The 20481-nt window shown below is 72.4% G+C and carries 18 protein-coding genes and 1 pseudogene; 15 read left to right on the top strand and 4 right to left on the bottom strand.

Annotated features, from left to right (window positions below):
- From ABZS54_RS26350 to ABZS54_RS26340, 3 genes and pseudogenes are all read right to left on the bottom strand, one after another.
- Positions 1-689 (bottom strand): annotated as a pseudogene (locus ABZS54_RS26350) (hypothetical protein); the annotation flags it as partial.
- Between the two features lie 2 nt (positions 690-691).
- Positions 692-1711 carry an alcohol dehydrogenase catalytic domain-containing protein gene (locus ABZS54_RS26345; RefSeq protein WP_355540927.1) on the bottom strand — a complete coding sequence of 340 codons (1020 nt, stop codon included), beginning with the start codon at positions 1709-1711 and terminating at the stop codon, positions 692-694.
- A gap of 83 nt (positions 1712-1794) precedes the next feature.
- Positions 1795-3192 carry an amidohydrolase family protein gene (locus tag ABZS54_RS26340; RefSeq protein ID WP_355540924.1) on the bottom strand — a complete coding sequence of 466 codons (1398 nt, stop codon included), beginning with the start codon at positions 3190-3192 and terminating at the stop codon, positions 1795-1797.
- Positions 3193-3430: 238 nt separating this feature from the next.
- Between ABZS54_RS26340 and ABZS54_RS26335 the strand changes: the two genes are divergently transcribed.
- The 11 genes from ABZS54_RS26335 to aroC all read left to right on the top strand — a co-directional run bounded on the left by ABZS54_RS26335 (position 3431) and on the right by aroC (position 15041).
- Positions 3431-4945, top strand: coding sequence for an aldehyde dehydrogenase family protein (locus ABZS54_RS26335; RefSeq protein ID WP_355540921.1), 1515 nt, complete (start codon positions 3431-3433; stop codon positions 4943-4945).
- 103 nt (positions 4946-5048) lie between these two features.
- Complete coding sequence (locus ABZS54_RS26330; RefSeq protein ID WP_355540918.1) at positions 5049-5534, top strand: VOC family protein; 486 nt, start codon at positions 5049-5051, stop codon at positions 5532-5534.
- Positions 5534-6265, top strand: a complete 732-nt coding sequence (locus ABZS54_RS26325; protein ID WP_355540915.1) for an FCD domain-containing protein — start codon at positions 5534-5536, stop codon at positions 6263-6265. Before ABZS54_RS26330 ends, ABZS54_RS26325 begins: the two co-directional genes overlap by 1 nt.
- A gap of 65 nt (positions 6266-6330) precedes the next feature.
- Positions 6331-6696: a cupin domain-containing protein gene (locus ABZS54_RS26320; RefSeq protein WP_355540912.1), complete on the top strand. Its 366-nt coding sequence runs from the start codon at positions 6331-6333 to the stop codon at positions 6694-6696.
- A gap of 303 nt (positions 6697-6999) precedes the next feature.
- Positions 7000-8079, top strand: coding sequence for a BMP family ABC transporter substrate-binding protein (locus ABZS54_RS26315; protein WP_355540909.1), 1080 nt, complete (start codon positions 7000-7002; stop codon positions 8077-8079).
- Complete coding sequence (locus ABZS54_RS26310) at positions 8054-9751, top strand: ABC transporter ATP-binding protein (RefSeq protein ID WP_355540906.1); 1698 nt, start codon at positions 8054-8056, stop codon at positions 9749-9751. Before ABZS54_RS26315 ends, ABZS54_RS26310 begins: the two co-directional genes overlap by 26 nt.
- Complete coding sequence (locus ABZS54_RS26305; protein ID WP_355540903.1) at positions 9748-10872, top strand: ABC transporter permease; 1125 nt, start codon at positions 9748-9750, stop codon at positions 10870-10872. The genes ABZS54_RS26310 and ABZS54_RS26305 overlap by 4 nt, the downstream gene beginning before the upstream one ends.
- A 15-nt stretch (positions 10873-10887) precedes the next feature.
- The gene (locus ABZS54_RS26300; RefSeq protein WP_355540900.1) at positions 10888-11796 is read left to right on the top strand and encodes an ABC transporter permease; all 909 of its coding nucleotides are present in this window, start codon (positions 10888-10890) and stop codon (positions 11794-11796) included.
- Positions 11793-12836 carry a zinc-binding dehydrogenase gene (locus tag ABZS54_RS26295; RefSeq protein ID WP_355540897.1) on the top strand — a complete coding sequence of 348 codons (1044 nt, stop codon included), beginning with the start codon at positions 11793-11795 and terminating at the stop codon, positions 12834-12836. The genes ABZS54_RS26300 and ABZS54_RS26295 overlap by 4 nt, the downstream gene beginning before the upstream one ends.
- Positions 12833-13603 carry a sulfite exporter TauE/SafE family protein gene (locus ABZS54_RS26290; RefSeq protein ID WP_355540894.1) on the top strand — a complete coding sequence of 257 codons (771 nt, stop codon included), beginning with the start codon at positions 12833-12835 and terminating at the stop codon, positions 13601-13603. Before ABZS54_RS26295 ends, ABZS54_RS26290 begins: the two co-directional genes overlap by 4 nt.
- 205 nt (positions 13604-13808) lie before the next feature.
- A complete protein-coding gene (gene aroC / locus ABZS54_RS26285; RefSeq protein WP_355540891.1) occupies positions 13809-15041 on the top strand; it encodes a chorismate synthase in 1233 nt (410 codons plus the stop codon).
- A gap of 72 nt (positions 15042-15113) precedes the next feature.
- Here aroC and ABZS54_RS26280 read toward each other — a convergent pair whose 3' ends face one another.
- The gene (locus ABZS54_RS26280) at positions 15114-16304 is read right to left on the bottom strand and encodes a M20 family metallopeptidase (protein ID WP_355540888.1); all 1191 of its coding nucleotides are present in this window, start codon (positions 16302-16304) and stop codon (positions 15114-15116) included.
- Between the two features lie 92 nt (positions 16305-16396).
- Between ABZS54_RS26280 and ABZS54_RS26275 the strand changes: the two genes are divergently transcribed.
- The 4 genes from ABZS54_RS26275 to ABZS54_RS26260 all read left to right on the top strand — a co-directional run bounded on the left by ABZS54_RS26275 (position 16397) and on the right by ABZS54_RS26260 (position 20435).
- Complete coding sequence (locus ABZS54_RS26275) at positions 16397-17557, top strand: helix-turn-helix domain-containing protein (protein WP_355540885.1); 1161 nt, start codon at positions 16397-16399, stop codon at positions 17555-17557.
- 327 nt (positions 17558-17884) lie between these two features.
- Positions 17885-18919, top strand: a complete 1035-nt coding sequence (locus tag ABZS54_RS26270) for a methyltransferase (protein WP_355540882.1) — start codon at positions 17885-17887, stop codon at positions 18917-18919.
- Positions 18920-19174: 255 nt separating this feature from the next.
- Positions 19175-19615 carry a hypothetical protein gene (locus tag ABZS54_RS26265; protein WP_355540879.1) on the top strand — a complete coding sequence of 147 codons (441 nt, stop codon included), beginning with the start codon at positions 19175-19177 and terminating at the stop codon, positions 19613-19615.
- Between the two features lie 142 nt (positions 19616-19757).
- Complete coding sequence (locus ABZS54_RS26260) at positions 19758-20435, top strand: class F sortase (RefSeq protein ID WP_355540876.1); 678 nt, start codon at positions 19758-19760, stop codon at positions 20433-20435.
- The last annotated feature ends 46 nt before the right edge of the window (positions 20436-20481 follow it).

The following is a 20481-nucleotide window of genomic DNA, read 5'->3' as shown; positions in this document are numbered from 1 at the left end:
GCGGCCGGCGAGCCCGCGGGCACCGCCACGGCCAGGCCGCCGGTCCGCCCGCCGGGGTCCATCGCCCGGCCGGGACGGTCCAGGCCACCCGCCCAGAACGCCAGGTACGCGTCCTGGGCGCCGGCCACCAGCGGGGTGCCCGCCGCGACGTCGTGCCCGGTGCCGACCGCGCCCACCACCGACCCGGTCGCCACGATCGGCCCGTAGCCGGTCAGCGGCGGATCACCGGGCCAGCGCGCCTGCGCCCGCTCCGCGCCGAACCGCGCGGCCAGCCAGTCGTAGAGCTGCCACGCCCGCACGTCGGGCCCGTGGGCGGCGCGCAGCGCGGCGTACTGCGCGTGATGCTGTTGCACCGGCGACCCGGTCGCGCCCGCCGGATGCCGGCAGGTCAGCGCCGCGGCGGTGCCGGGTCGGGGCACCGCGTCGGGCACGGTGGTGGGGCTCTGGCCGCCCAGGCACAGTGCGGCGGGACGGGCCGCACCGGGCACCAGCGCGCGCAGTTCCGCGAGCGCCTGCGCGGTGGCGGCGAACCAGGCGTACGGGTCGGCGTGGCCGGGTTCCCAGGTCGCCGCACCGGGGTAACCGGCGGTGGTCGCGCCCAGGACGGCGCCGGCCGGGTCGAGCGCGAGGGCGCGTACCGAGTTGCTTCCCACGTCGACGCCGACGACGACCGCGGGCGAGCCGGGCACGCTCAGCCGCCCACGAGGACGCGATAGACCGGCGACTTCGCCGCCAGCCGGAAGGCGGCGTCGACCTCACCGAGCGGGTAGGTCGCGGTGACCAGCGCGTGCAGATCCGCGGCGAGGCGCCCGGAGGCGATGATCGCGGCGGCCTCGGTCCAGTCCTGCGGTTCCTGGCTGTAGACGCCGACGATGCTCAACTCGTGGTGGTGCACGTGGTCCGGCCCGACACCGGCCAGGACGTCCTTGGGGAAGGCGCCGAACAGCACCACGGTGCCGCCGTCGTCACACAGCGACAGTGCGGTCTCCAGGGCGCCGGGGGCGCCGGCGGTGACGAAGACGACGTCCTGTTTCCCGCCGGTGCCGGCGGCCTCCTCCGGGGTGCTCGTCCAGTCGGCGCCTGCCGCGCGGGCCTCGGCGAGCCGCTCGTCGCTGATGTCGATCAGGCCGACCGACTCGGCGCCCTTGAACCGGGCCAGGGCCAGGTGCAGGCGGCCCATGTAGCCGGCGCCGATCACCGCGACCCGGTCGCCGGCCCGCAGCCCGCCGAGCCGGGCCGAGTGCGCGACGCACGCCAGCGGCTCGCCCATCGCGGCGTGCGCGATCGGCGCGTCGCCGGTGCGGAACGCCTGCAACGCCTTGACCTTGACGAACTCGGCGAAGCCGGCGCCCATCGAGATGGTGCCGTCGGCCAACGCGCCGCCCTGCGGTCGTTTGCACAGCGCGCTGCGCCCGCGCCGACACGAGGTGCAGGTGCCGCAGCGGGTGAGCAGGTCGACGGTGACCGTGTCGCCGACGGCCGCGACCCCGGGCAGCCCGACGACGGCGCTGCCGACCGCGACCACCTCACCGGCGACCTCGTGGCCGGGGGCGACCGGGTAGATCGGCTTGGTGCCCAGGTAGAGCCGGCGCTCCATGGTGCACAGGCCGGTGCGGCCGACCCGCACGAGCACGTCCTCCGGCCCGACCTCGGGGACCGGCTCCTCACGCAGATCGACCTGTTCGGGGGCGGTGACTACGGCAACTCGCATGTGGGGCTCCTCGGTTGGCGGAAACTGTGGAATACGGGACTCGGCGGTCGGCGATGTCGGCGGTGTGCGAGTCGGTATGCGTCTCAGTACGCGGGCAGCGTCGGCCAGCGCGAGCGCAGCGGTACGCCGGCCCGGGCGAGCAGGGCGGTCGAGGCGCGGGCGGCGAGGGTACGCAGGGCCCGCTCGTCGACGGTCACGCACGTGTGGTCGCGGACCACGACCCGGCCGCCGATCAGCACGTCGCGCACCGAGCGGCCGTCCGAGGACCACACCAGCTGTTGGGCGATGTCGCCGCGCGGGGTCCACTGCGGGCCGGTGGCGTCGTGCACCACCAGATCGGCGTACTTGCCGGGTTCGAGCGAGCCGATGCGATCGGCCATACCGACCGCCTCGGCGCCGCCGATGGTGGCCCACTCCAGTGCCTCGGCGGCGCCGGGACCGGTGGGGTCGATCGCCATGTCCTTGGCCAGGCCCACCGCGAGCGCCGCGGTGCGCAGCAGATCGGCCGAGTCGGCGGCGTTGCCCGCGTCGGTGCCCAGCGCGAGCCGGCCGCCGCGACGCGACAACGCGGCGTGCCGCCCGGCCTGTGTCACGCCCTGGCCCAACCGCAGATACGCCCACGGGCAGTAGGCGACCGCGGTACGGTCCGCCAACAACGCCTCGACCTCGGCGTCGTCGAGCCACACCGCGTGCGCCAGCAACAGGTGCGGGCCCAGCACTCCCAACTCGGCCAGGTGCAGCACGGGTCGGCGCCCGGTGCGGCGCAGGTAGTCGTCGGGGTCGGCGCCCGAGGGGGACAGGTGCATCGTCATCCGCGCGCCGGTGGCGCGGGCCAGGTCGGCCGCGCCGGACAGCAGTTCGTCCGAGGCCAGGCCGTGCCCGACCAGGGTGACCCAGCCCTCGACCGACCCGCCGGCCGGGTAGGCGGCGACCAGTTCGGCGAGCCGGTCCAACACCTCGGCGGCCGGTGCGGCGAACGGTGCGCCGGGCACGTCCCAGCCCCACGCGCCGATGCCGCCGCGTACGCCGACCTCGCTCATCGCGGCGGCCACCCGGTGCGGGTGGGCCACGGTGCCGGCCTCGATGATCGTGGTGACGCCGTTGCGCACGCTCTCCACGCCGGCGAGCAGCGCGGACAGTTCGTCGTCGTCGGGTCGGTGCGCCGCGTGCAGCGGCACCGCCCAGGTGTCGACGGAGGCGCCCGGCGGCAGGTCGTCCGGTATTCGGGCGCGGGCCAGCGGATCGCCGGTCTGGTGCAGATGCGCGTTGACCATGCCCGGCGTGACGACGCAGTCGCTCGCGTCCCACTCGGGGGTGCCCGGCCAGCGGGCCCGCAGCTCGCCGGTGGCGCCGACGGCGAGGATGCGCTCGCCCGCGACGGCGACCGTGCCGCCCAGCAGCACCTCGCGGCGCGCGTTCATGGTGACCACGTCACCGCCCACGACCAACAGGTCGGGCCGCGTCGGCCCGGCGCCGCTCACGTTGCTCTCACCTGCGAACTCACCATGTCTGGGGACACTAGGCCCGGCATCGTCCGCAGGCATCGTGGCCGGGAGCACAATCAAGTGGGCCCAGTACATGCCGGGGACACAATGCGAGCACAGGGCGACGAGGGCAAACCTGAACCGGTGCCGTGTCGGGCGAGGCTTACCAGGTTGCGGCGCCCGACACGGCGCGCACGGCTCGAAGGCCCGTCCGCCGCGTCCAGGGAGTTGCCGCATGTCCGACACCACCAGCAGCGAGCCGCGCATCCGCGCCGAGTGGCTGCGCCCGGACCCGTATCCGCAGCTGATCGACGGGCGCGAGTCCTTCGACGGCGAGCGGCGACCGGTGTTCGATCCCTCGACCGGTGGGCAACCCGCCTCCTACCTGTCGGCGAGCGACGCCGAGGTCGAGGCGGCCGTCTCCGCCGCGCGGACCAGCTTCGACGGCAGGGTGTGGCAGCGCATGCCGGGTCCGCGCAAGGCCGAGGTGCTGGAGGCGGCGGCCGCGGCGATCCGCGCGGACGCCGGCCGGCTGGCCGCGCTGGAGGCGATGGACACCGGGAAGGCGATCTCCGGGGCGCTGACGAACGACGTGTACGAGGCGGCCAACGCCTTCTCCTACGCCGCGGCGATCTGTCGCACCACGCACGGCGACGTGCGGCGCTCGTCCTTCCCGCCGGATCTGCTGCCCGGCGGCGGTCCGGATCTGCTGACCCTGCGGCTGCGCGAGCCGGCCGGCGTGGTGGCCGAGTTGTTGCCGTGGAACGGGCCGCTGATGACGGGCAGCCAGCGGATCGCCTCGGCGCTCGCGGCCGGCTGCTCGATCGTGGCCAAGCCGCCGGTGGACGCGGTGGTGACACTGGTCGAGCTGGGCCGGATCCTGACCGCCGCCGGGCTGCCGGCGGGGGTGTTGAACATCGTGCTGGGCCCGGGCTCGACGGTCGGCGAGCGGCTGATCACCGACAAGCGGTTCGACCTGATCAGCCTGACCGGCGGCACCGAGACCGGTCGACACGTGCTGGCCGCCGCCGCGCGCAACCTGACCCCGGTGCATCTGGAACTGGGTGGCAAGTCGCCGGTCGTGGTGTTCGCCGACGCCGACCTGGACCAGGCGGTGGGCTGGGCGATGATGGCCGCGTTCGTGAACATGGGCGAGGTGTGCGTCGCGGGCAGTCGGTTGCTGGTCGAGGAGTCGGTGTACGACCAGGTGGTGGAGGCGGTCGCGGCCGCGGCGGCCACGCTGCCGGTGGGCGACGCGCTGCATCCGGACACCTTCATCGGGCCCTTGATCAACGAGCGGCACGCGGACCGGGTCCGCGGCTTCGTGAGCCGGGCACTGGACGCGGGGGACGCCTCCGCGGTCGGCAAACCGGGCCTGCCGGACGGCCTCCTGCCGACCTATGTCGCGCCCACCGTGCTGGGCCGGGTGCGGCACGGCTGCGAGGTGGAGCAGCAGGAGGTGTTCGGGCCGGTGCTGGCCGCGATGCCCTTCCGCGACGAGGCCGAGGCGCTCGCGTTGGCGAACGGAACCCGGTACGGCCTCAACGGCACGGTGTTCACCCGCGACATCGAGCGGGCGTTCCGTTTCTCGGACGCGCTGGACTGCGGTGAGGTCAACGTGAACTGCCATTTCGCGCCGGACATGAACGGCGGGCGCGGCGAGCCGCGCCGAGCCAGTGGGTTCGCGAAAACCGGCGTGGACGCGTACACCCGTACCAAGGCGGTGAACGTCCAGGTGCACAGCGGGTGAAGCGTGGGGTTGTGCTGGGGGACCAATGACCACACCTGACCGAGCTTCATACCTTCTGATTGTCAGACCAACAGCCTGACCCACACCCTGAGGAGGCCCGATCGTGGCCGTTACCGGGATGAACCACGCGGTGCTGTACGTGCGCGACGCACACCGGACCGCCCGGTTCTACAACGAGGTGCTGGATTTCATCACCGTCATCGACGGCCCGCCCGGCAGTTACGTCTTCATGCGGGCGCCCGCGTCGGAGAACCACCACGACATCGCCTTCTTCACGATCGGCGCCGGGGCGGGCGACTCGCAGGCCGGCCGGCGCACGGTGGGCATGTATCACGTCGCGTGGGAGGTGCCCACCCTCGACGCGCTGGCCGAGGCCCGTGAACGCCTGTCGGCCGCGGGCGCGTTGATCGGCGCGAGCGACCACGGCGCGAACAAGAGCCTGTACGCCAAGGACCCCGACGGCCTCGAGTTCGAGGTGATGTGGCTGGTCCCGCACGCGCATTGGGGCGACGAGGAGCACGAGGCGATCATCCGCCCGCTGGACCTGGACGCGGAACGCGAGCGCTTCGCGTCCCTGGCGGGCGCGTAGTGCCCCTGCGGGCACCGGGGGACCGGGTCCGGTTCGCCAAGGTCGCGCGCCGCACGATCTCCGAGGAGGTCCGCGACGCACTCCTGGCGAGCGTGCGTGAGGGCGAACTGCGCCCGGGCGCGCAACTTCCCCCGGAACGTACCCTGTGTGAGCAGTTCGGGGTGGCCCGCACCTCGGTGCGCGAGGCGATCCAGGGACTCGTCTCGCTCGGTTGCCTGGTCAAGCGCGGCAACCGGTTCTATGTCGCCGAGCGACTGCCCGGGGTGTCCTTCGACGCGGACGACGGCCGCAAGCTGCGCGTCTCGGAACTGTTCGAGGTACGCCAGGTCACCGAGGTGGCCATCGCCCGCCTCGCCGCCATCCGCGCCGCCCCCGACGAGCGGGCCGAGATCGGCGAACTCGCGGCCGGCTTCGACCCACAGATGAGCCTGGAGGCGTTCCGCCGCCAGGACCGCCGTTTCCACGCGGCGCTGGCCCGCGCGTGTGGCAACACCACACTGCGCGAGCTGTACGCGAAGGTGCTCGACGCGGTATTCGCGTCCGGCGACTTCGCCTCGCTCCTCGACGCGGAGGGCAACGCCGAGGCGGTCCGCCAAGTGATCGCCGAGTCCTGCCGCTCGCATCGGGGCATCGCCGAGGCGGTCGCGGCCGGCATCCCCGACGCCGCCGCGCACGCCGCCGCCGACCATCTCGGCGAGGTGGAGCGGCAGATGACCGCCCGGATGTTCTAGCGGGCACGAAGGCCGGCCCGCCCGAGGAACCATTGCGCGAATCAACCGGAGAGGACGGCCGTGACATGAGCGACGTACAACGCGTGTGGGCCTTCGACGACAGCGAGTTCGTCGAGGTCAAGCCGGGATTCCGGCGCCGGGTCTACACCGGTGACGAGATGATGTTGACCCTGTGGCGGATCCGCGAGGGCTGCGGACCCACCCCCTACGACGACCATCCCGAGCACGAGCAGTACGGCATGGTGCTCAAGGGCAAGCTGGACTTCCGCATCGACTCTGACGAGCGGCAGGTGCTGGGCCCGGGCGACGTCTACTGGGCGCCCAAGGGCTGCGACCACGGGGACAGCCTGTTCATCGGCGACCCCGAGCACGGCGAGACCTGGATCCTGGACATCTTCACCCCGCCGCGCGACGAATACCGCAACGGCTGACCCACCGCACCACCGCGACCCGGTATCGCCGCCGGATCGCAGCTCGGCAACTCCGCACCACCACACCACTGTCGGACGGTCGCGCGCGCCGCAGGCGCCGCGCACCGACCCCCACCCGCTTCCGGGCCGGAATCCCCCGCGCAACCGGAACGGGTCCCTCCGCCGGACCGACATCCACCCCGGCCGCGACACCTCACCCCCGAATCCGGCACGCCCACCGTGCTCACCCGGGTTGCCGCGCACCCGTCGGTCCGTGTCGAACCAAAGCGCCCTGATTCGTCTGGAGACCTTCCGATGAAGAACATGGTTCGAGTCATCGCAACCTCGGTCATCATACCGGGACTGCTGGTCACCGCCTGTGGCGGTGGCTCCTCCTCCTCTTCCACCTCCGCCGGGGCGCCCGCCTCGGCCGGTGCGCCCGGCGCCGGCACCCTCCCCGCCAACGAGCCCGACGTCAACAAGGACAAGAAGGTCGTCATCGGGGTGATGAGCCCCGGCGACACCAAGGACAAGGGTTACTACCAGAGCTTCGTCGACGAGGCGAACGGCTATGCCGACGCCAACGGGTGGAAGCTCGTCGTGGTCGACAAGATCAACCCGGCCAACGCGGTCCAGCAGGCCCGCAACCTGTGTCGGCAGAAGGTCGACATGATCGCGATCGGCGCCAGCGAGCTCAAGGACGCGCTCAGCGCGGCCAAGGAACCGCAGTGCAAGGGCATCGCCTGGTACATCAGCGGCGGCCAAGGCGTGACCCAGACCCCCGAGTTCACCCAGTCCCTCGACTACATCAACGAGTCGCTGTACGTGGCCGGTTACGCGGCCGGCCTGATCCTCAAGGAGAACGGCGGCAAGAAGGCCGGCTACATCACCGGCCCCGACCTGCAGTTCGCCCGGGACGTGGCCAAGGCCTTCGAGGCCGGCATCAAGAAGGTCGTCCCGGACGCCGAGATGGTGCAGACCTACACCGGCGACTTCAACGACTCCGGCAAGGCCAAGGAGGCCGCCCAGGCGCAGATCAGCCAGGGCGTCAAGGTGATCTACCCCTACCTCGGCGGCGCCACCGACGTGGTCACCCAACTCGCCAACGAGAAGGGCGTGCCGGCGCTCACCCCCGGCACCGACCGCTGCTCGACGCCCGGCGCGCAGTACGCGGTCTCGGTGATCTTCAGCCCCGGTGCCTACTTCGCCGGCGCCCTGGAGGACTTCAAGAAGGGCACCCTGCGGATGGGCGTGGCCCGCGAATGGCACCTGGGCAAGGACCCGGTGCCCACGGTCAAGCTCTGCAAGCCCACCGGCGACCAGGAGCAGCAGCTCAAGGCACTGATCCAGGACATCGGCAGCGGGAAGGTGAAGGTCGATGAGGCCGTCGCCGCAGGCAAGTGACACCGCCGTGACCACACCCGCCCCGCGACCCCGGGCCGGCGACGACCACCCGGCAGCCCCGTCCGTCCTCTCCGTCCCCGTCGTGCAACTGCTCGGCATCGGCAAGCGGTTCGGCGCGGTGCGTGCCTGCGAGGACGTCTCGCTGCGGGTGCAGGCCGGCGAGATCCACGGCCTGCTCGGCGAGAACGGCGCGGGCAAGAGCACCCTGATGAAGATCCTGCTCGGCCTGGTCGTCCCGGACACCGGGCGAATCCTGCTGCGCGGCGAACCCGCCACGATCACCGACCCGTCGGCCGCCGCGGCACACGGAATCTCCATGGTGCACCAGCACTTCAGCCTGGTGGACCGGCTCAGCGTGTGGGAGAACGTGGTGCTCGGCGACCGGGGCCGGGTGGACCGGGACCGGGCCCGGGCACTGGTTCGCGAAGTCGGCGAACGCTACGGCCTGGAGGTGGACCCCGACGCCTGCGTCGAGGACCTGTCCACCGGCCAGCGCCAACGCGTCGAGATCGTCAAGTGCCTGCGCCGGGACCCCGGCGTACTCATCCTCGACGAGCCGACCTCGGTGCTCACCCTGGAGGAGTCGCGCGAACTGTTCACCGTGCTGCGCCGGGTGGTCGCCGATGAGGGCAAGGCGGTGATCCTGATCAGCCACAAGCTGGACGAGATCGTGCACGCCACCGACCGGGTCACCATCATGCGCCAGGGGCGCGTGGTGGCCCGGCGGGCCACCGCCGACACCGATGTACGCTCGCTGGCCCGGGAGATGGTCGGCCGCGAACTGTCCAAGTGGACCGCCGCGTCGGCGGTCGGCGCGCTGGACGCGCTGATCGAACCCGGCACCGGTGAGCCGACCGGCGGCACCGCCCTGCTGGACGTACGCGAACCGGCCGCCGCACCCGCCCCGGATCCCAGGCCGCCGGCCGGCGAGGTACGGCTGCGGATCAGCGACGCGCACGCGAGCACCACCGACCGGCGTCCGCTGCTGCGCGGACTGACCCTGGAGGTGCGCGCCGGCGAGATCCTGGGTCTCGCCGGCGTCGAGGGCAACGGCCAAGCGGCGCTGGGCGATCTACTCTCCAGCCTGCTCCCGCTCAGCGCCGGCCGGGTGGAGGTGTGCGGCGCGCCGGTGGCCACCGGTCGGCCCGGCGCGATGCACGCCGCCGGAGTCGGCATCGTGCCCGAGGACCGACACGTGTCCGGTTGCGTCCTGGACATGAGCGTCGCGGAGAACCTGGTCCTCGCGGACCTGTCCTCGGTGACCAGCAAAGGACTGCTCAGCCGGCGCCGGATGGCGGCCCGGGCCCGGCAGTTGATCGAGGAATTCGAGATCGCCACTCCCTCGCCGGACACTCCGATGCGGCAACTGTCCGGCGGCAACCAGCAAAAGGTCGTGCTGGCTCGCGAACTGGCGGCCCAGCCTCAGGTGTTGGTGGCCGCCCAGCCGACCCGGGGATTGGACATCGGTGCGATCGAGTACATGACCGAGCGGTTGCACGCCGCGGCCCGATCCGGCATCGCGGTCCTGCTCCTGTCCACCGAACTGGGCGAGATCCTCACCCTCTCGCACCGCGTCGCGGTCATCCACCGAGGCGCCGTCGTAGGCGAGATGGACCGCGCCGACGTCGATACCGAGCGACTGGGCCTGCTGATGGGAGGCCAGGCGGCATGACCCCGACCCTGATATCCGAGCGCGCACCGGCCGTCGCCGCATCGCCGGCCGGCCCGCGCCGCCGACCCCGGCTCGCCGACCTGGGTACCGCGCTGCGGTATGCGGCGTCGCTGTCCACCGCGCTCGTCCTGGCCGGCCTGCTCATCGCGCTGGTCGGCAAATCCCCCTGGGACGCCGCGAGCGCGATGTACGACGGCAGCCTGGCCGACGGCGCGGCCATCGGGCAGAGCATCGACCAGGCCGCACCGCTGCTCCTGGTCGCGATCGGCTCGGTGATCGCGGCCCGTGCGGGCATCTTCAACATCGGTCAGGAGGGCCAACTCCTGGTCGGCGCGAGCGTGGGCGCGGCGATCGCCTTGTTCACCCCGGGCCCCGGCCCACTGGTCCTGATCCTGGCCCTGCTCGGCGCCGCCGTCGGCGGCGCCCTGTGGGCGGCCATCGCGGCGCTGCTCTTCTACTGGCGCGGCGTCGCGGTGGTGATCAGCACCCTGCTCCTGATCTTCGTCGCCAACCAGGCCGTCTCGTACGCGGTCAACTCGCCGTCGCTGCTGCGCGAGAATGCGGTGGCCGGCCAGGTCACCACCTCGCAGACCGACATGCTGGCCGAGTCGGTCTGGCTGCCTCGGATCGGCGAGTACCCCGACTTCAACGTGGGCGCGGGCATCTTCATCGCGCTCGTGCTCGCCGTGGGCACCTCGGTGGTGCTGGTGCGCAGTCGACTCGGCTTCCGGGTGCGGATGCTCGGACTCAACCCCAAGGCCGCACACCGGGCGGGCGTCGGCGCGGTGCTGATCGGCGGCGGCGCGCTGCTCGCCTCCGGCGCCTTCGCCGGCCTCGCGGGCGGCGTGATGCTCACCGGCAGCGGTCACCGCATGCAGGACGGCTTCGCCGACAACGTCGGCTTCGACGGCCTGCTGGTGGCGCTGGTGGCCCGGGACAAGCCGATGTTGGCCGTGCCCGTCGCGCTGTTCTTCGGGGCGCTGCGCGCGGGCGGCGGATTCCTGTCCGCGACCGGCGTACCGCGCTACATCGTCGCCGTGGTCACCGCGCTCCTGGTGCTGGCCACGGTCTTTCCCGCCGCCTACGCCGAGGTGCGCCGCCGGCGCACCGCAGGCGCCTGAGACCAGGAGGTTGACATGATCGACGACCTTGCGATGGTCCTGGCCAGTTCGGTCCGACTCACCGTGCCGCTGGCCTTCGCGGCCTGCGGCGAGTACATCGCCGAACGGGCCGGCACGATCAACATCTCGGTCGAGGCGATGATGCTCGGCGGCGCGTTCAACGCCGTGTGGGGCGCCTCGTTGACCGGATCCGCGTCCTTCGGCCTGGTCTTCGGCATGCTCGCCGGACTGGTCATCGCGTTCGTGCACGCCGAGTTCAGCCACCGTCTGTCGGTCAACACCTACGTGGTCGGGCTGGCCCTGAACGCGCTCGTGCTCGGCCTGACCAGCTTCCTGCTCGACTCGGTCGACCTGACCGGACACCAGGTCGACGCGCTGAACATCCCGGTCCTGTCCGACCTGCCGCTGCTCGGCCCGGCGCTGTTCGCCCACCGCTGGCCCGCCTACCTGCTGGTCGGGGTGATCCCGCTGGTGTGGTGGCTGGTCCAGCGCAGCCGGTTCGGCCTGGAACTGCGCGCCGCCGGGGAGAACCCCCAGTCGGCCGACGTGACCGGGATCGACGTACGCCGCCGGCGCCGGCAGAGCGTGCTCCTGTGCGGCGTGCTTGCCGGATTCGGCGGCGCCTACCTCGCGGTCGGCGAAGTCGGCGCGTTCAACCAGAACATGACCGCCGGCCGCGGCTTCGTGGTGATCGCCGCGGTGATCTTCGGCGGCTGGAAGCTGCGCGGCACGATGGCCGGCTGCCTGGTGTTCGGCGCGGCCGACGCGATGCGCCTGGCGCTGCCCGCGCTGGGCGTACACCTGAACTCGCAACTGCTGATCGCCGCGCCCTACCTGTTGGCGCTGCTCGCGATGATGTTCCTGGCCAAGACGCATCGTCAACCGGCCGCACTCGGCGCACCGTTCGTGCGGGGGATCGTGTGAGGGCCGTCCTGCACCGGGGCCACGGCGGCCCCGAGATCCTGGAACCGGTGTCCCTGCCCGATCCCGAACCGGGCCCCGGCGAGGTGCTGATCGCGGTGCGCGCCGTCGCGGTGAACCGGCTCGACCTGTTGCAGCGGCGCGGCCCCGGCCTGCTGCCGAACTTCACCCTCCCGCACGTGCCCGGCATGGACGTCGCCGGCGACGTGCTCGCCCTCGGCGCGGGGGTGCGCGAACCCCGGGTCGGCGATCGGGTGTTGGTGAATCCGGCACTGCACTGCGGGCGGTGCGCCGCCTGCCGGTCGGGCGACGACGCGTGGTGTGCGGGGTTGCGCGTGGTCGGCGGCAACCGGCCCGGCGGCTATGCCGAGTTGATGGTGGTACCCGCCGACCGCACCCACCCGATCCCGGCCGGGCTGGACCACGTCGCCGCGGCGAGCCTGCCCACCGCGTACGGCATGGCCTGGCAGGGCCTGGTGGTGCGCGGCGGCCTGCGGGCCGGCGAGACGCTGATGGTGCACGGCGCGGGCAGCGGGATCAGCATCGCGGCGGTGCAACTGGCCCGGGCGCTGGGCGCGCGCGTGGTGGTCACCTCCGGCTCGCGGGCCAAATTGGACCGGATGGCCGAACTGGGCGCCGACGTGCTGATCGACACCGGCACCTCGGATTTGGTCACCGGTGCCCGGGCCGCGACCGACGGGGCCGGCGTCGACCTGGTGTTCGACCACGTCGGCCCGGCGCTGTTCCAGGCGTCGCTGCACGCGCTGCGCCCGCGCGGCCGGCTGGTCTTCTGCGGCGACACCACGGGCACCGCGGCGACCTTCGACCTGCCGCACGCCTTCCACACCGGGGTCACGCTGCTGGGCGCCGGCTCCTGCGGGGCGGTGGACTTCGCCACGATGGTCGACTTCTGCTTCGGTCGCGCCCTGGTCCCGGTCCCGGATACGACCTACCCGCTCGCGGATGCCGCCCAGGCACACCGCCGGTTGGCGAGCGGCGCCGCGTTCGGCAAGGTCACGCTGCTGCCCGGCAGTTCGGCATGAGCCCCGCCGAGGCCCTGCTCGTGCTCGTGGCGGGCCTCGGCGCGGGCACGGTCAACACCGTGGTGGGTTCCGGCTCGTTGCTGACCTTCCCCGTGCTGCTTGCGCTGGGCTACCCGCCGGTGGTGGCCAACGTGTCCAACACGATCGGACTCACCCCCGGCTCGATCAGCGGCGCGCTCGGGTATCGGTTCGAACTGGCCGCGCAGTCCGCCCGGTTGTTCCCGCTGTCGATCGCCGCCGTGCTCGGCGGCGCGAGCGGCGGTCTGCTCCTGCTCGGTCTGCCACCGGGTGCGTTCCGCGCGGTGGTGCCGGTCCTGGTGCTCCTCGCGGCGCTGCTGATGGCCGCGCAACCGTGGCTCTCGCGCCGGCTTCGCGCGCGTCGCGAGCGGCACGCGGGTCCCGAGCGCGGCACCGGCGTCGGCCCGGCGCTGCTCGCGGCGGTGTTCGCGGTCAGCGTGTACGGCGGCTACTTCGGCGCCGCCCAGGGTGTGCTTTTGCTCGCGCTGCTCGCCACCGTGCTCGACGAGGACCTGAACCTGCTCAACGGGCTGAAGAACCTGCTTCAGGCTCTGGTGAACCTGGTGGCGGCGGTGCTGTTCGCGATCACCGCGGACGTGGCCTGGACACCGGTGCTGCTGCTCGCCCTCGGCTCGGTGGCGGGCGGCCGACTGGGCGCACTCCTCGGCCGCCGAGTGCCCGCACCGGTACTACGCGCCCTGGTCGTACTGATCGGCACGACAGTCGGCATCGCCCTCCTGCTCCCCTGACCCCACCTCCCTCACCCCACTCGCCCGCCAACCCCGCCCGTTCCGCCCGCTCTCCCATCCCCGCCCGCCCGACACGGCCCCGCCTGGTCGCCTGCTCGATCCGCCCGACCACCCTCGTCCCGGCCCGCGCCCGTCCGGACCGCTCGGTTCGACCGCCCCTGACGTCCCTGCCCGTCCCACCCCACGCCCGAAAGAAGGAACACCCATGTTGCGCTGGCTCACCGCAGGTGAATCGCATGGCCCCGCGCTCACCGCCGTCCTGGAGGGGCTGCCCGCCGGTGTGGCGATCTCCTCCGCCGACCTGGCCCGTGCGCTGGCCCGGCGTCGGCTGGGCAACGGCCGGGGCGCGCGGATGCGCTTCGAACGCGACGAGGTCGAATTCAACGGCGGGGTCCGACACGGGCTCACCCAGGGCGGCCCGGTCGCGCTGCGGGTGGCCAACACCGAATGGGCCAAGTGGGCCGAGGTGATGGCCCCCGACCCCACCGACGCCGACGGCCGGCGCTACGACGAACCTGGCCGACTCCCGGACCGCGGACGCGGCGCCGCGCTGACCCGGCCCAGGCCCGGGCACGCCGACCTCGCGGGCATGCAGAAGTACGGCTTCGACGACATCCGCCCGGTGTTGGAGCGGGCCAGCGCGCGGGAGACGGCGGCGCGGGTGGCCATCGGCGAGGTCGCGCGCGCGTTCCTGGCCCAGACGCTGGGAGTGGAGATCCTCAGCCACGTGGTCCGGATCGGCGCGGTCGCGTTGCCCGAGTCGCTGGTGCCCGAACCGGGCAGCGCGGACGCGATCGACGCCGACCCGGTGCGCTGCGTCGACCCGGACACCGCCGCCGCGATGAACGCCGAGATCGAGGCAGCGCACAAGGACGCCGATACACTCGGCGGCGTGGTCGAGGTGGTGGTGTACGGACTGCCGCCGGGACTGGGCAGTCACGTGCACTGGGACCGGCGCCTGGACGCCCGCCTGGCCGCCGCGCTGATGGGTATCCAGGCGATCAAGGGGGTCGAGGTCGGCGACGGCTTCACCACCGCGACCCGGCGCGGCTCGGTTGCCCACGACGAGATCACCCCGGTCGCCCCCGGCCGGCCCGGCCCCGCCCGGGTGCGCCGCGAGACCGGTCGCGCGGGCGGTATCGAGGGCGGCATGACCTCCGGCGAACTCCTGCGGGTGCGTGCCGCGATGAAGCCGATTTCCACCCTGTCCCGGGCGCTGGCCACGTTCGACGTGCGCACCGGCGATCCGGCCAAGGCGATCGCGCAGCGCAGCGACGTGTGCTCGGTGCCCGCGACCGGCGTGGTCGCCGAGGCGATGGTCGCGCTGGTACTCGCGGACGCGGTGCTGGAGAAGTTCGGTGGGGACAGCGTGGCCGAGACCCGCCGCAACGCGCAGGCATACCTCGCCGCGCTGCCGGTGACCGTCGCCGACGCGTGAGCGCGGATGCCGAGCCGAAGCCGAATACGACCGATGGGCTCCGGGGCGATCGCCCCGGAGCCCGTCGGCGGCTCAGCCTCCGGCCGGCGCACCCGCCAGCAGCCGCGCGCGCAGGCCCTGGTCCAGCGCCGCGTCCACACACGTCCAGGCCATCGCCAGGCCACCGTCCAACAGTGCCCGATCCGCGGCGGGCCGCACCGCGTAGGCGGCGAACTCGGCCTGATGCAGCCCGGCGGTGCCCGAGTCGATGGACACCAGCGGCTGGATGGACGGGATCGCCAGCGACACGTTCGCCATGTCGGTGGAGCCCGCCTGTCGGTCGTCGGCCGCGGTCACCGGCGGGAACTCGCGCCCCACGGTCAGCGCATTGCGCTCGTACGCGGCCAGCAGGTCGCCGTCGTGCCGGAACTCGGAGTACGCGGGCGAGGTAGAGGAGATGGTCAACCGCGACCGGGTGGCCACCGCGCCCGCCTGGAAACACTCGCGCACCCGCGCCTCCAGATCGGTCAACCCGGCCAGCGTCGCGGCCCGTACGTAATATGCCGCCTCGGTGTGCTCGGGGATCACGTTCGGCACCTGCCCGCCGGTCGTGGTGATCCCGTGCACCCGCTGATCCGGTGTCATGTGCTGGCGCAGCAGCCCGATGGCCACTTGCGCCACGGTCAGCGCGTCGGCGGCGTTGACGCCGTCCTCGGGGCACGCGGAGGCGTGCGCGGCCCGGCCGTCGTACTCCACGTGCAGTTGCGCGCGGGCCAGACAGGTCGGGTCCAGGCGTTCGCGCGGCGAGGGATGCACCATCATCGCCGCGTGCACCCCGGCGAACGCGCCGCGCTCCAGCATCAGCACCTTGCCGCCGCCGTTCTCCTCGGCGGGCGTGCCCAGGACGCGTACGGTGATGCCGAGCTCGTCGGCCAGCGCGCCGAGCGCGAGCGCGGCGGTGGTCGCGGCGGAGGCGATCACGTTGTGGCCGCACGCGTGCCCGATGCCCGGCAGCGCGTCGTACTCAGCGCAGATCCCGAGCACCAACGGTCCGCTGCCGCGTTCGGCGACGAAGGCGGTCGGCAGATCGCAGACCCCGGAGGTGACGGTGAAACCGTGCTCGGTCAACTGCTCGCCCAGCCAACCGCAGGCCCGTTCCTCGGCGAAGCCGAGTTCGGGGTGGGCGTGCAGGCGGTGACTGAGTGCAACCAGATCCGGAGCGGCGGCGTGCACCGCCGCCTGGGCAGCGGCCTTTGCACCGGCCGCGAGGTCGAAGGCTCGCATGCGCGCATCCTGCCCCACGAAAGCCGTAACGGGAAGTGACCGATCGAAGTATCTGTTCCGCGTAACAACGACCGGCTAAGGTGCGGAAATCCATGATCGAAAAGGCAGAAGTCACGGAAAACCGGACCCCCGTGCCGGACCGGGCAGAGGCGTTCGAGCGTGAGCTGAACGTGCTGGCCCTCTCCGGCGACGGCTGGCTCGCCATCCTGCGCGCCCTGGCCCAACGCACCGGTAGGACCGCCCGACTGGTGGGGGTGCACGGCGGGGTGCTCGCCGCCACCGACGACGGCACCGAGTCGATGACCCCGGTTGCCGTGGCCCACGTGTTCGTCGAGGACAAGGTGGTCGAGGTCACCTGCGACGAGGGCTGGCGGGCCTCGGCCCTCGCCGTCCGGGTCGCACAACGCCGGGTCGGGCTCCTGCTGTTGGGCGAACCCGACGGCGCCGCCGACGACGAACCGCTGTTGCGGGCGGCGGTCACGGCGGTGGCGATCGAGGCGATCCGCCGGGACGCGGTGGCCACCGCGACCGCCGAGACGGCCGGTCGGCTGATCGACGAACTGCGCTACGGCGCGCTGCGCAACCTCGCCGACGTCACCCGCACCGCCGCGCGCTTCGGGCTGCACCTGGATCGCCCACACTCCGCAGTGGTGTTCGCCTACACCGGACCCAACCAGCGCACCTGGACCACCGCTCTGTCCTGGCTGGAGATGCCGGTGCGCCAGGAGGGCGAGCTGGGCCTCGCGGTGCTCTCGGGCAACGTCGAGCGGGAGATCAGCCGGATACGGATTCGCCTGCAGGGCATGGTCGGCGACGTTCCGGTGCTGGCCGCCGCGGGGCCCACGGTCAGCGATCCGCGTGGGACCGCGCGCTCGTTCCACGACGCGGAGACGGTACTCGGGCTGCTGCGTCGGCGGCCGGGAGAGGTGCAGTTGATGTTCTCCTCGCTGGGTCTGGCCCAGTTGTTGTTCGGAGTGCCGCCGGCTCGGCTCCAGGCGTTCGTGGACCAGCACCTGGGGCCGATCCTGGAACGCGAGGAGTGGGTGGCCACACTCAGCGCGTGGCTGGCCACCAACGGCAGCCGCGCCGCGGTCGCCGAGATGTTGCACCTGCACCGCAACTCGGTCGGCTATCGGATCGGTCAGATCCGCGAGCTGCTGGGCGCCAACCCCCTCGACCCCGAGGTCACCCTCCAACTCCAGGCCGCGCTGACCGCCCGCGAACTGCTCCTGGCCCTCAAGGAAGTGCCGTAGCAACGACATGCCCGGCAACGCGCTGCCGCAGCGGACGCGCCGTAACACACCCGCCCAGCGGAAGCGCCGCAGCTGACGTGCCGTAGCAAGACCTACCCGGCCAAGGAAGCGCCGCAGCGCACGCCCGGCCCCCGGATCTGCGGCCATCCGGATGACTCCCGGGCGCTGCTTCGCCCCGATCGGCCGCGCCTCGGCGGCGAGTCGGCGACTGTGAGTCACAGTCGTTCCAGCCCCGGCGCGGACCGCCGGGACGTCGGTGCGCGGGTCGTTGCGGTCGAGTTCCGCCGGCCCGGCCCCGGATGGTCCACCGGTTGAGAGGCGATCAGCATGACCGATACCGACGTCACCCGTGCCCCCCAGGCGGCCACCCGACTGCGCGAACTCGCGTTCAGTGCGATGTCCGCCGCCGCGGTGCGCGCCGCACTTCGCCTGGGACTCCCGGACGCGCTAAGCGAGAGCCCGGTGACCGTGGACGAGTTGGCGAGCGCGGTGTCCGCCCACCCCGGGGCGCTGCACCGACTGCTGCGCGCGCTGGCCTGCCAGGGCATCTTCGCCGAGGAGCCGGACGGGCGGTACACGCACACCGAGGCGTCCCGACTGCTGCGCGTCGACGCCCCTCGCAGCATGCGCGACGTCGCGCTGTGGACCACCGAGCCGTGGACGTGGGAGGTGTGGCCGCGCCTGGACGAGGCGGTCCGCACCGGGAAGAGCGTCTTCCCGGGTCTGCACGGCAAGCAGTTCTTCGACTATCTGCACGAGGACGCGCCGGAATCGGCCGCCGCCTTCGACCGGGCGATGACCCAGTCCAGTCGGCAGTCCGCGCAGGACGTCACCGCGGTGCTCGACCTGACCGGCATCGACAGCGTCGCCGACATCGGCGGCGGCCAGGGACTGGTGCTGGCCACCCTGCTGGAGCGCAACCCGACCCTGCGCGGCACCCTGCTCGACCTGCCCGGTGTGGTCGCCGCGGCCGACCCCAGGCTCCGCGACGGCGGCGAACTCGCCCCCAGGGCAGTCCTGGTGGGCGGCGACTGTCGGGTGGACATCCCGGTCCGAGCCGACCTGTACATCGTCAAGAACATCCTGGAATGGGACGACGACAGCACCCTGCGCACGCTGCGCAACATCGTCGCGACGGCCGCGCCCGGCGCCAGGGTCGTGATCATCGAGAACCTGGTCGACGAGACCGCCTCGATGCGCTTCACCGCCGCGATGGACTTGTTGCTGCTGCTCAACGTCGGCGGTCGCAAGCACACCAAGGACAGCCTGCTGACCCTGATCGAACAGGCGGGCCTGCGCGGCCGGGACGTGCGCGCGGTGAACCCGTCGCTGCACATGTTCGAGTGCACGGTCCCCGCGTAGCGTCGTGGACGCGGCCGCCGGCCAGGAGAGGAGCCACTGAAGTGACATCATGTGACTCTGCGCCAAACATCGCACTGCTCCCGACGAGTGAAGCAGGCCGCGAGATCCGCCCGGGAGGCCCAGGAGCGACCCTCGAATGCAGTCACGCGGGTCGCGGGCAGGCGGGGGGCGTTCGATGGTGAGTAAGGCGCCTCGCCGATTCCCGTATGTCGATAGCCCGTCGGCAGTTCGCGAAGCGCCGGAAGGAATATCACGATGCGTCGTGTACGCGCTCTTGTCGCTGGTACCGCCCTCGGATTCGCCGCCCTGACCCTGGCGGTTCCGTCCGCCTACGCCGACGCTCCGGCTCCGGCGAAGCCCGATTCCGGCTCGGCGGCCTCCGAGAACGGTGCTTCGGAGAAGCCCTGGTCCGGCGAGACGAAGTGGACGCCCGAAAAGAGTTCCGAGCACAGCGAGAGCTCGGATAAGGGTGGCGAAGGCAAGTCCCACGAAAGTAAGGGCGACGAAGGCTCCTCGCACGAGAAGTCCTGGAAGGAGCACAAGAGCCCGCACGGTGGCGTACACACCGGCATCGGCGGTGCCTTCCTCGACGACGGCGCGGCGCTCGGTACGGGTGCGGCCCTGATCGCCGGCGGCATCGGCATGGGCGTGTACGCCCTGCGCCGTCGCTCCGGTACGGCGGCGGCCCACGCCTGATCGATCCTCGCCCAGGCAACGCGCGCCGTGGCCACCGCCCTTCATCGGGGGCGGTGGCCACGGCAATGCCGTCGTCGGAGCGGCATCGCCCGGTTCGCCGGCCCAGGAGAGAGGCACCGTCTTGTACGATCCGGCACCACCCATGGACCAGTCCGAGACCCCGGCGCCGCGCCGTACCAGCGCCGGCAAACTGATGCTGATCGCCATGACGGCCGTCCTGCTGGGCGCCCTGATGATCAAGCACGACCTGAGCGCCGACTCCGGGCCGCCGCCACAACCGGTGCCCGCCGCCGCGCAACCGGGCGCCCCGCCGACCGCCACGCCATCGGCGAACCCGAGCCACGACGAGTCGCCGGTGATGAGGCGTTCGCAGCCGGTGCGGATCAAGATCCCGAAGATCAAGGTGGACGCACCGTTCATCGGGCTGAGCCTGAACGCCTCGGGCGTGCTGGAGGTGCCGCCCGCCGCGGACCGCAACCTGGCCGGCTGGTACTCGGACGGGATCACCCCTGGCGCCCGGGGCAACGCGATCGTGCTCGGCCACGTCGACACGATGATGGGCCCGGCGATCTTCTGGGGGCTCGGCAGCCTCAAGCCCGGCGACACGGTCGAGATCGCCCGTGTGGACGGCAGTGTGGCCCGGTTCGCGGTGGACTCCGTCGAGGCATTCCCCAAGGACGCCTTCCCCGACGAGCGGGTCTACGGGAAGACGACGGACGCCCAACTGCGCCTGATCACCTGCGGCGGCGTGTACGACAAGAAGGCCAAGGACTACAAGGACAACGTGGTGGTGTTCGCCCACCTGCTGCCACCGACGTAGCCCCCGAGCCAACATCCGCACGCACCGCGGCCGGCCCCGGACACCC

It is taken from the genome of Embleya sp. NPDC005575 (assembly GCF_040605455.1).
Classification (GTDB): domain Bacteria; phylum Actinomycetota; class Actinomycetes; order Streptomycetales; family Streptomycetaceae; genus Embleya.
The sequence above is the reverse complement of the archived record's forward strand: the minus strand, read 5'-3'. Positions and strand labels throughout refer to the sequence as shown.

Coding starts and splice junctions, on each gene's coding strand:
- ABZS54_RS26345 (WP_355540927.1), bottom strand. CDS start 1,711: ATGCGAGTTGCCGTAGTCACCGCCCCCGAACAGGTCGATCTGCGTGAG.
- ABZS54_RS26335 (WP_355540921.1), top strand. CDS start 3,431: ATGTCCGACACCACCAGCAGCGAGCCGCGCATCCGCGCCGAGTGGCTG.
- ABZS54_RS26320 (WP_355540912.1), top strand. CDS start 6,331: ATGAGCGACGTACAACGCGTGTGGGCCTTCGACGACAGCGAGTTCGTC.
- ABZS54_RS26315 (WP_355540909.1), top strand. CDS start 7,000: ATGGTTCGAGTCATCGCAACCTCGGTCATCATACCGGGACTGCTGGTC.
- ABZS54_RS26310 (WP_355540906.1), top strand. CDS start 8,054: ATGAGGCCGTCGCCGCAGGCAAGTGACACCGCCGTGACCACACCCGCC.
- ABZS54_RS26305 (WP_355540903.1), top strand. CDS start 9,748: ATGACCCCGACCCTGATATCCGAGCGCGCACCGGCCGTCGCCGCATCG.
- ABZS54_RS26300 (WP_355540900.1), top strand. CDS start 10,888: ATGATCGACGACCTTGCGATGGTCCTGGCCAGTTCGGTCCGACTCACC.
- ABZS54_RS26290 (WP_355540894.1), top strand. CDS start 12,833: ATGAGCCCCGCCGAGGCCCTGCTCGTGCTCGTGGCGGGCCTCGGCGCG.
- aroC (WP_355540891.1), top strand. CDS start 13,809: ATGTTGCGCTGGCTCACCGCAGGTGAATCGCATGGCCCCGCGCTCACC.
- ABZS54_RS26280 (WP_355540888.1), bottom strand. CDS start 16,304: ATGCGAGCCTTCGACCTCGCGGCCGGTGCAAAGGCCGCTGCCCAGGCG.
- ABZS54_RS26275 (WP_355540885.1), top strand. CDS start 16,397: ATGATCGAAAAGGCAGAAGTCACGGAAAACCGGACCCCCGTGCCGGAC.
- ABZS54_RS26270 (WP_355540882.1), top strand. CDS start 17,885: ATGACCGATACCGACGTCACCCGTGCCCCCCAGGCGGCCACCCGACTG.
- ABZS54_RS26265 (WP_355540879.1), top strand. CDS start 19,175: ATGCGTCGTGTACGCGCTCTTGTCGCTGGTACCGCCCTCGGATTCGCC.
- ABZS54_RS26260 (WP_355540876.1), top strand. CDS start 19,758: ATGGACCAGTCCGAGACCCCGGCGCCGCGCCGTACCAGCGCCGGCAAA.